13 protein-coding genes are annotated in these 9,631 nt (G+C 44.9%); 9 read left to right on the top strand and 4 right to left on the bottom strand.

Annotated elements, in window-relative coordinates; all coding sequences use genetic code 11:
- Positions 1 to 190: 190 nt before the first annotated feature.
- Both ACO6UY_RS23355 and ACO6UY_RS23350 read right to left on the bottom strand, forming a co-directional pair.
- Positions 191 to 475 (bottom strand): CopG family antitoxin, encoded by a 285-nt coding sequence (locus tag ACO6UY_RS23355; RefSeq protein ID WP_422448557.1) that lies wholly within the window; start codon positions 473 to 475, stop codon positions 191 to 193.
- Entirely contained in the window at positions 472 to 750 is a 279-nt protein-coding gene (locus tag ACO6UY_RS23350) for a hypothetical protein (RefSeq protein ID WP_422448555.1), read from the bottom strand. The genes ACO6UY_RS23355 and ACO6UY_RS23350 overlap by 4 nt, the downstream gene beginning before the upstream one ends.
- A 560-nt stretch (positions 751 to 1,310) precedes the next feature.
- On the opposite strand from ACO6UY_RS23350, the gene ACO6UY_RS23345 reads away from it, so the two are divergent.
- The 4 genes from ACO6UY_RS23345 to ACO6UY_RS23330 are packed head-to-tail and all read left to right on the top strand — an operon-like array spanning position 1,311 to position 3,634.
- Positions 1,311 to 2,270, top strand: coding sequence for a CsgG/HfaB family protein (locus ACO6UY_RS23345; protein ID WP_422448553.1), 960 nt, complete (start codon positions 1,311 to 1,313; stop codon positions 2,268 to 2,270).
- Positions 2,271 to 2,285: 15 nt separating this feature from the next.
- Positions 2,286 to 2,606, top strand: coding sequence for a hypothetical protein (locus ACO6UY_RS23340; protein ID WP_422448551.1), 321 nt, complete (start codon positions 2,286 to 2,288; stop codon positions 2,604 to 2,606).
- Complete coding sequence (locus tag ACO6UY_RS23335; RefSeq protein ID WP_422448549.1) at positions 2,607 to 2,981, top strand: DUF4810 domain-containing protein; 375 nt, start codon at positions 2,607 to 2,609, stop codon at positions 2,979 to 2,981.
- A 2-nt stretch (positions 2,982 to 2,983) separates the two neighbouring features.
- The gene (locus tag ACO6UY_RS23330) at positions 2,984 to 3,634 is read left to right on the top strand and encodes a DUF799 domain-containing protein (RefSeq protein WP_422448547.1); all 651 of its coding nucleotides are present in this window, start codon (positions 2,984 to 2,986) and stop codon (positions 3,632 to 3,634) included.
- A gap of 106 nt (positions 3,635 to 3,740) precedes the next feature.
- Here the strand turns inward: ACO6UY_RS23330 and ACO6UY_RS23325 are convergent, their stop codons facing one another.
- Together ACO6UY_RS23325 and ACO6UY_RS23320 are read right to left on the bottom strand one after the other, a co-directional pair.
- A complete protein-coding gene (locus ACO6UY_RS23325) occupies positions 3,741 to 4,949 on the bottom strand; it encodes an NYN domain-containing protein (protein WP_422448545.1) in 1,209 nt (402 codons plus the stop codon).
- An 88-nt stretch (positions 4,950 to 5,037) separates the two neighbouring features.
- Positions 5,038 to 5,361, bottom strand: a complete 324-nt coding sequence (locus ACO6UY_RS23320) for a helix-turn-helix domain-containing protein (protein ID WP_422491452.1) — start codon at positions 5,359 to 5,361, stop codon at positions 5,038 to 5,040.
- Positions 5,362 to 5,632: 271 nt separating this feature from the next.
- Between ACO6UY_RS23320 and ACO6UY_RS23315 the strand changes: the two genes are divergently transcribed.
- The 5 genes from ACO6UY_RS23315 to ACO6UY_RS23295 all read left to right on the top strand — a co-directional run bounded on the left by ACO6UY_RS23315 (position 5,633) and on the right by ACO6UY_RS23295 (position 9,560).
- A complete protein-coding gene (locus tag ACO6UY_RS23315; RefSeq protein ID WP_422448543.1) occupies positions 5,633 to 6,691 on the top strand; it encodes a Tn7 transposase TnsA N-terminal domain-containing protein in 1,059 nt (352 codons plus the stop codon).
- 26 nt (positions 6,692 to 6,717) lie between these two features.
- Entirely contained in the window at positions 6,718 to 8,139 is a 1,422-nt protein-coding gene (locus tag ACO6UY_RS23310; RefSeq protein WP_422463622.1) for a DDE-type integrase/transposase/recombinase, read from the top strand.
- Entirely contained in the window at positions 8,139 to 8,822 is a 684-nt protein-coding gene (locus tag ACO6UY_RS23305; RefSeq protein ID WP_422448539.1) for an ATP-binding protein, read from the top strand. The genes ACO6UY_RS23310 and ACO6UY_RS23305 overlap by 1 nt, the downstream gene beginning before the upstream one ends.
- 129 nt (positions 8,823 to 8,951) lie before the next feature.
- Positions 8,952 to 9,266, top strand: a complete 315-nt coding sequence (locus ACO6UY_RS23300; protein ID WP_422448537.1) for a hypothetical protein — start codon at positions 8,952 to 8,954, stop codon at positions 9,264 to 9,266.
- A 15-nt stretch (positions 9,267 to 9,281) separates the two neighbouring features.
- A complete protein-coding gene (locus tag ACO6UY_RS23295; protein WP_422491450.1) occupies positions 9,282 to 9,560 on the top strand; it encodes a hypothetical protein in 279 nt (92 codons plus the stop codon).
- The last annotated feature ends 71 nt before the right edge of the window (positions 9,561 to 9,631 follow it).

Below are 9,631 nucleotides of genomic sequence, written 5' to 3'. Positions count from 1 at the left end.
TCTTGATTACGTGAGCCCTGTGGACTTTGAGCAACAGGAATTCAGTAAAGCGGCTTAATCAGGTGTCCATTTTTACTTGACCACTACAGTAATGCCTGGTTAGTCATTTAGCGGTTCTTGCGTGTTGCATGTTTGGTCATCAATTTTATCCGCTGCCATAGGGAAGCGGAGGGATCGGGAGTCAGCATAATCAGGATCGGGAAGACACATCCAGCAACGAGCCAGACAGGTACTTGTGAATAATGCTGGAGACCAGCGTCTGGTAGGGAATACCTTCACGCTGGGCACGGGACTGAATGGCCAGCAGGTCACGTTGGGAGATACGGATATTGATGCGCTTATCCTTTTTAAAACTCTCGCTAGCAACACTCTCTAGTGCCGCTTTGCGTTCCGGGGTCAGGGTAGACTCATAATCCCCCGCTTCAAAGGCGTCCAGAAGTGCCTGTTCCTCTTGATCCAGCTTGTTTTTTTTCATGAATCACCTCCCAGGTAATCGCGGGTAAACTTTCGGCTCGGTATCAGGGTTTTCAAGAAAATCTCCTTTTCATTCTCTACATAAGGCACCAGCCAGACATAGCCCTGCACATTGACCACAAACACCCGCTGGTGAGGATAGTCCACCGTATTAGGGTGGGTGATATCATCAAGCAGGTCGCCGCTTTGGATATGAAAGATAATCTCTTCAAAGGATTTATCCCGCTGACTTATCAGCTGCTGATTCTTGTCAGGGTTCCAGTTAAAGCATTTCATAGGGTTAGTATAGTGAATGTGTGCATTTTGTCATCATATGGTTAGCAAGCCACGTTATCCAGTAAATCCAGTTCCACCTTTAGAATATCCTCAATTCAAGATTCAAGACCCTACCCGGGTTCTCCGACCCGAGTTTTCCGACCCCGGTTTTCTTATAACCCGATTACGCCAGATAATAGGGAAAAATCATGAAATCCCCCGAAGCCATTGGGCTCAATGGCTTCGGGGGATTTCATGATTTTTCCCTAGTTGCGGTCTCTTGCCTTAGAGTTGTTCGGGTTAATAATAGTACGTTTGTTTATTTTTACTTGAAAGGATAGCTTTTCGCAAAGACGCTACCGCCCGTGGGTTGTACCACAGCCTTTTATTGACTGTGGGGAGCAGGGTCCCAGATAGCTTTGTGTGAAATTTTCGATAATTCTTGGATAGTACGATTGTACATTTACAGGTGATATGCGTGATTTCCGTTGCACTTGATTTTGATATAACTGCTCGTAATAATCTTGTAAAATTTTTGCCAGATATATTTCCGTACCCCTGACATTGAAAGTTTTCCAGATATGAAAAAAATAGCTACCGTTGCCGTCGCTCTTGCTCTGGCTGGTTGCGCAACGCAGACACCGCATGTGGCAGTTAAAGAAGCACCTGTAAGTCAGGAGCAACAGATTGCGGCTCAAAAAAAGGCGACAGAATTGGCCCAAAGGCAGGCGCTCTCTCTTAAGCGAAAAATCGCCATTGGCAGGATGACTAACGAAACCAATTATGGCCGTTCGCTGTTGCGTGATGATCATATGGACCCTTTGGGCAAACAGTTGAGTGATATGCTCTCAACCCGTTTGATTAATTCCGGTAATTTTGTGGTTTTTGAGCGTCCGGACCTTTCACGTATAGAACAAGAGAGACAGATGTTCGGTGCGGGTGGTGAGCTGGTGGGTGTGGATACGCTGGTTGTTGGTTCCCTGACAGAGTTTGGCCGGAATGTCACCGGAGAAAGCGGGTTTCTCAGTAGTACCAAAACCCAGTTAGCCCATGCAAAAGTTGAATTGCGACTGGTGGATGTGAACACCGGGCAGGCTTTCTTCTCTGCCTCGGGGGCTGGTGAAGCAACGCTGGAAAGTGCATCAGTTGCCGGTTTTGGCTCCCGTGCTGCTTACGACGGTACATTAACTGATAAAGCGATTGCCGCAGCCATTAGCGAAGTGATCGATGACATGATCCAGAAAATGATGGAGCGACCCTGGAAGACCTATATCCTCGATGTTGTTGATGGACAGATTTTCATCAGTGGTGGTCAGAGTCAGGGACTTTCTGCAGGAAAGCAGCTGCGTGTGATGACTGCCGGGAAAAAGATTAAATCCAAACAAACTGGCTTTACTGTCACCCTACCGGGTGCTGAGGTAGCCAGAGTTGAAGTGATATCAACGTTTGGTGATAACGAAAATAATGAAGGCAGTGTCGTGCGAGTGATCAGCGGATCATTAGACGGCCACAGTCTGGATAAACTGGAAATTGTTGAATAAATGGGGCTGTTCAGAATGTTTAAGTTTTCTACATTATTTGCTGTTTTCATGTCCTTTGTTGTCCTTACGGGGTGTGTTAATACGCCGACAGAAAATGTTCAGGCGTTGGATGACCGGCCGTTCATTATGTTTACTGATGCCAGACAGGGTGATTTGGTAATACTGGATGGAATTCAAATGGGAGCTGCGGCTCAATTCTCTGCTGGAAAATCAGGGTTGCGTATTGAGGCTGGAACCCATTTTCTGGAAATACAACGGTCAGGTAAGACGGTTCTAAGTGAGAAGTTCTACGTGGCTGAAGGCGTCAGTAAGACATTTGCGATCGGTGGCTATTAAATGTTGAACGTAAAAAAACTAATCACGGTGGCGGTAGTTTCCGGTTCTCTGTTCCTGGCTGGGTGTCAGACCAATCAGGGGTTGTATCATTGGGGTGAGTACGAATCCGGGCTTTATGGTTATTACAAAGACCCTGCTGAGCTGGCGGTGTTGTCTGAGCAATTGCTGCAGGCGATAGAAGAGGCTAATGGTCGTGTAGCACCGGGTATGTATGCGGAGTATGGAACCCTGATGTTGCAACAGGGTAAAACCGATGAAGCTGTTATTTACTACACCAGAGAGAGGGATCTCTGGCCTGAAAGTCGCCATCTTATGGATGCCATGATTAATAACCTGACGAGTAAGCCAAAGGCTGACGGCCAGAAGGACAGTTAACAATGATTACCAATGTGAAAAAATGGCTGACTATACTGGGTGTCAGCTTGTTAGCTGGCTGTGCTGCCCAGGCCCCAAAGGTTGATTTCAGTGCTTTTCAGCAGGCGAACCCCAGCTCATTACTGGTTGTACCGGTTGTTAATGAGTCTGTTGACGTTGATGCGCCAAATTACTTCCTGTCCACCATTTCTGTGCCATTAGCCGAGAAAGGGTACTATGTTTTTCCGGTGAATACGGTAAAGACGGTTCTGGAAGGTGAAGGGCTTTACGATGCCGATCTGGTTCACTCGGCCGACCCGGTTCAACTGGGTAATATGTTTGGTGCTGACGCCATTTTGTATGTGACCATTAATAAGTGGGATGCACAGTATATTGTTTTGAGCACAACCGTGACGGTCAGCTTTACCTACCGTATTGTCAGTGGTAAGACCGGTGAGGAATTATGGACTGCCAATAAAACCATGCAGTACACACCGCAACAGAATAACTCTTCTGGTAATCCTCTGGCTGATTTGGTGGTGATGGCTGTTTCTGCTGCAATTACCAGGGCTGCTCCTAATTATTTGCCTTTGACACAGCAGGCTAATTATCAGGTTCTGTATCTGGATCCGACGAAATTACCAAACGGTCCTTACCTGAAGCCCAAGTCCTGAGTTATTGGGCAGCTTCTGTTAACCGAGTTTTATAATGTTAAGAAATAGCCCCTCTCATTTCTGGATGATTGGGGTTTTTTTAATCATTTTTACGAGGTTGAAGAGGCTATGGTACCCCTTGCGTATCCTGTAACAATTTCGAGAATAGATCCTGAGGGTATTTGTTAAAAGTCATGGTTTGAACAACGGCATAGCTCAAGGTTTGCTGGTTGTTTTGACAGGCATTATGCAGTCTGGAAAGCATCGCCTGATCAATTTCCTGAAGATAGTTTTTCTTATGTTTTAGTTGGTAGCACTGTGTTGCGGGGCTATTTTTCGGATCTGTGTGAGAGATATCAAGCAGGTGACTTTTATAAAGTAAGCTGGTTACCTTTTTTGCATCTGTTTCAGAGATTTGTCCTTTGCTGGTTTTTGCCAGAATGGCAGGGAAATCTTTTCTTGGCAAAGGAGAAAGTGTGGCTGCCAAGGTCAATGCTTTAGTGAGTGTGTTTTTTTCAATTTGTGGCCATTGTAGTTTTTTCAGAATCTGAAGATAGGTTTCTGCGAGTTTTTCTTTGTCAGGCTGAGGTTGTGTAGGTGGCTGTAACTGTGTTTGTTGAGTTGGAGTGACTCTATTAGCAGCAGTAGCAAGGCTTGCTTGCCAGCACTTCCTCTTCTCATGCAGGCTGATTTCTATGGAGTCAATATCCTTGAGGAAATCGGTAAATGAGGTGAATCCAAAGGCTTTTTCATTGAAGGCGCTGTCAATTGAGATCAGACGGGTTTTCAAAACGGAGCAGTCAGCTGCGCCATCAAAAGTTTTGAGAGTACGCAAGGTAAGATCAATGGCTTTTTTCAGTTCTTCAGAACGGGTATCAGCATCCAGGCTTTCTGGTGTGTCTGTGAAAATATAGCGGGTGCAGGATGTTTTTACCGACTCACTGAGAGGAGAGCGAGGGCCTACTCCAATAACTTCTTTGCCCATCTCCCTTAATCTTCGGAACAACGGTGAGAAGTCAGAGTCACCGGTGGCCAGGACAAACCATTCTACATCCGTAAGCCGCAGGGCGCTTTCCATTACATCAACGGTTAACTGAATATCCGATGAGTTTTTTCCGGCAACGGGATGATAGTTGTGCATCAGCTCAAAGCCCTGACGATTCAGGTCTGCCTGAAAACCCTGAATGTTAGGAGTGTTCCAGTTACCATAGGCCTTCCGGACAATTAGCTGGCCAGTCGAGCTGAGCTCTGTAACCAGCTTTTCGGGGCCTTTTTCCTTAAGCCAGTGGGTAAGGTTTTCTACATCAATAAATGCGGCGATTTTTGAACGGCTCATGTTGAGCTGTCATCCTTGTTGAATATTGGTGTTATTGAGTTGGAGTGAAGTATATGTCTGGAGTTGTTTGGATGGCTAGTAATCTGACCTAATGTTTCTTTTCCCTGTCTTTCAATATCTGCTCAATATTTGGATCTATACGATTCATGTCTTCCAGCTCAGTACCTTCAAAAAGTGATTGTGGTGAAATTCTCAATGTGTTGCAGATCTGCCAGATCGTTCCAAGGGTTGGATTCCCTTCATTGAGAATTTTGAACAGCTGTTGAGGAGTTATGAGTAGCAGTCTGGCTAGTTCTGACTGAGTCATAAATGAGTCGGATCTTTCTGTTGAGGGTGTTTTTTTTAATGCTGAAATGAGGTTGCTACGAACGGTTTTGATGAACCTGCTCTTGCCTGGCTGGTCAATATTCATAACGAGTCTATACTTTCAGCATAAAAGCTGAAAGTTGTGCTTATTATAAGGTATTAGGTCTGTTTACCTAACATTTACACTTTAGATACAGTTAATATTTAACTTGCTGTTTTTATTGATAAAAAAATTATCTGTATGGGATGTTAGCCCATAATAACACCTGCTTGATTTTAAAGTCAAACTTCTGTTTTGAGAAAAGGCAGTTGAGATGATTAAAAAAATTGTGAAATCTGAAAAATAGGATAACAAAATTAAAAAATAGGAGTCTGCGTTGCTATCAGATGAAGAAGTGCTGTTGTATTGCAAGTCGAGAGGTGTGACTGAATCCGGGTTGGCGATGGTAGCGCTTATTCTGTCTTCCGATCCTGCCCGAACTGTTAAAAGCAACGCATACACCACATCTGGACGATTTGTAAGCCATAAGAATGGAATGATCATCCAGTTTGAGAGTCTTCACGTTGAGCTGTCGTATTTGCTGTTGGCTGAAATTAATCCTGACATCACTCTTTTCAGGTGCCAGCCTCGTAAATTTAAAATCAAGGCTCCTGATAAAAATGGAGTGTTGAGATCAATTGACTACACCCCCGATTTTTTTGTGATCAGTAAAGACTTTATTGGTTTCATTCAGTGCAAGGACTCTGATGAAACAATTATTAAGCTTAGTCAAAAGCATCCAGGACGTTATCAGCTGGAAGATGGCGACTGGATGTATCCTGCCATTGATGAAGTTCTTGAAGGCACTGGTCTTGGTCATAAGTTCTTCATCAGGAACCGTGAGAAAACTATTAGAATTGATAACGCCTGTCATGTTGCTGATTTTATGAGAGGAAGATCATCAGCGGTTGATGAGGAACGACAGGAAGCTGTGCTTAAAACTGTTCGTGAACAGCAAGTGATCTCGGTATCAGATCTTCTGGGTTATCACGATTCAGTTAAGGTTGATGACATTTTATGGATGGTTGGGCAGGGACGATTGCTTGCAGATTTGGATAACGAGCGTTTATCAAGGCCTGCTAAGTGCCATTTGTTTGCTTCTGATGAGGTGAAAAGAAGTTTCATTAACAAGCAAAGGTCGATGGTTGCTTCTGACCTGTTGTTTTCGAATGTCCATGAAATAAAAGTTGGTAACCAATACCGTCATGGTGATAGCTATTGGAGGGTGCTGTCTCTTGATGCCCCCAGCAACTCTGTCATGGTTGAAGTGATTACTGGTAATGATCAGCCTCGTATTGACCACTATTCATATAGCAATTTTACCCTTCAGGTGAAGACCGGAGCCCTGCGCCAGGTGTACGTAATTACCATAGGCGCTATAAAAAGGCACAGATAAGGTTCGGTTGTGGTTATTACGGCCTGTTGGATGATGATGCTGGCAAGGGTAATCGATCGAAGAGGTTTTCTGAGCAGACTGAGGAGCTAATTGAAAAGTATATTGAGACCGAATTCAAAACGCCCACGGTTAAAAATATTAGTGATGTCCATGCGAGCTTTGATGCTGAGTGTGCGGAATTAGGTATTGGTACTGTTTGTCTGGAAACATTCAGGCAGAGAATTCTTGCTCATCAATCGCATAAATTAGCACTGCCTCGTCATGGTTCAAAAGCTGCTAATAATTTGCGGCCGGGTCTGGATCCCTCAATTGATACTTCTGATCCTCATGGTGAGCGGGCATATCAGAGAGCGCATACTGATCATACGTTGATTGACCTGTCTACTTTGAGAGTTCTGAGTGCTGAAGAGGCTAGAGAGCATATCAAAGCAAAGAAAAAAAATGTGAATCGAATCTGGCTTTCATTGATGATTGATGCCTATAGCCGCGCACCACTTGGAGTTTATTTGTCTTTTGATAACCCGTCACGAGCCAGTTTGATGATGGTGGTTAGAGATTGTGTACGACGTAACGGGCGGCTCCCTGAAGAGCTGGTAGTGGATGGTGGGGCTGAGTTTAAAAGTGTGTACTTCCAGAAACTTTGTGCCCGATATGGTGTCACGATCATAGATCGCACAGGTAAGGCGAAAGTCGGTTCGTTGATTGAGCGGATGTTCGGCACTCTTAATACCTCCTTTTTTTATAAAATGGAGGGCAATACACAGAATACCAGAAATATTCGCCAGATGAGCAAAGAGGTTAATCCTTACCGGTTGGCACTTTGGAATATCAAGAGGCTTAAAGAAGCGCTCGAGAGTTTTCTTTTTCAGCTCTATATAAACCAAACTCATAGTGCCATGGGGATTTCTCCAGCCACGGCTCTAAGTGAGAGTATTGAAAAACATGGCGTCAGAGATGTCAGGAATATTGAATACAGTGAGGAATTCCTGGCATTGACACTCATTGAAGACAGTCAGCTGATGCGAAAAATTCTGGTTAGCAGAGGGGTGAAATTTAATAACAAGCTCTTTTCGCATAAGAAGCTTAATGATCCCAAGTGGGTTGGGAAGAGTGTCCCGATCCGTTATGACCCAATGGATAATAGCTATATCGCAGTCTGTTTGGGGGGGGAGTGGATTCTTGCCTGTCGCCGTGAGCAGGAAGATAAATATCACGATGTTTTTTCTCGTGAAGAGATCAGTGCTGCACGCTTTTTTCAGACGAAATCGGCAAATGATGTCGTGGAAAGCCATCAGGCAGCCCAGTCCCTTGTGAATAGCAAGGAAGCTCAGCTGAAGGGGGAGATTGAGCGTGAAGCTGAGGTTGTTGTTCAGACTGAATTAAAACCCTCAAAAGGGTTGTTCAATAAGAAGATGGATCCATCAAGCCATAAACCGGAGAAATTCTAATGGCAAAGAAAGCTGCCTTATCACCTAAGTGTGCTGTCCCTGAAAGTATTCTTGCCAGCGATTCGAAGAGCAGGAAAAGCTACTTCAAAACGGAGGGTATTGTCACTCATCCGCGTTTGACGGAGGTGTCAGAAGCGTTGGACCTGGCTTTGGCGTCTGACGCAAATCAGATCATCCTTATCCCAGGTGCTACCGGGGTCGGTAAATCAATGGTGCATCACAGGAAGTATGAAAAGCTGGAAGCTCATTATGCAACGACCCTGGAGGAGAATTGCCCGGAAATACCGGTATTGTATGAAGAGGTGAGAAGTCCTCGCAGTAAGAAGTTCGAGTGGGGCGCTCTTGCCAGATCGATTCTGATTCAGTGTGTCGATATTGGTATGACCAGACGGAATTTGATGCTGAGTGACAGCTCAAGATTTCCCATTAAAGAAATGCAGAAAGTACTTGCCCGTAAAAACTCGGAGCAGGAGTTGATGAGCGCGATGGAGGAGGCGATTGAGTCTCGCCAGGTGCGCTATTTGTTTGTAGATGAGGCGCACCATTTTCTCATGAGTTGTAGGGATGAGTACCTCATGAATCTCTATATGGAAACCCTGAAGTCCATCTCCAACAAGGGGGAGCTCAAGCTGGTTATGGATGGGAATTATGAATTATTGAGGTTTCTGGAAGGAAGTGGGTAGCTGGCCAGACGAACCAAAGTCATTAATTTCTCACCTTACCTTGCCAGTTCAAGTGGCGATATTGAAGCTTTTGAAGAAGCATTCCTTTCTTTGTTTGCTTTTTATCCGGCGAAATTATCCGACGGTGTTATGGGTAGGCTGGAAGATCTGTTTGTTGGTTCCTGTGGTTGCGTGGGCATATTGAAACAGTGGATGGAGAGAGCGCTCAACCGTGCGCTTAACGACAATAGAGATTATGTCAGCTGGAAAGATTTTGAAGTAGAGCGCTTGGAGCCAATAGCGCTTAAGCGCATTGCCAAAGATATCAGGGCGGGTGAGGCCTTGATTAATTCGGTAAGTATGGATGAGGTCTGGAGTATTCTGATGGGGGAGCCTGAAAAAGAATCGAAATCTGGCTCGACAAAGCCTGGTGAGCGCAAGCCTGGCAGGGATAAGGTAGCGTAAGGAGGTACGTACTTCATGAAGGTTTCGAGTAGTCGTTTAATTCCAGTCAAAGGGATTTCACCAGGAGCGCTTATGGTAGAGGCGCTGAGTAGTCTGATAAACCGGATTTCCTTGAAGAACTTCTGTAGTCCAAGGTTTTTCATCGACTATGTGGTAAATCCTGAAGCTGGTTTTGGGGCTGCCCGAAATTCGTTATTTTCCAAAGATGGGCTTTCGGTGCTGAATAGTTATCGGAATCATGCCAAAAAGTACGGTGAGGCTCTGTCGAGACTTACTGGTGCATATTCTGGCTAATCGTGAACGCTCATTCTGGCAAAGCGTGAACACGAATTCTGGCCAGGCGTGAACATGGATTCTGGCTGATC

This window comes from Endozoicomonas sp. ALE010, from assembly GCF_049310165.1.
Lineage (GTDB): Bacteria > Pseudomonadota > Gammaproteobacteria > Pseudomonadales > Endozoicomonadaceae > Endozoicomonas.
This window is presented reverse-complemented; position numbering and strand designations above follow the sequence as displayed.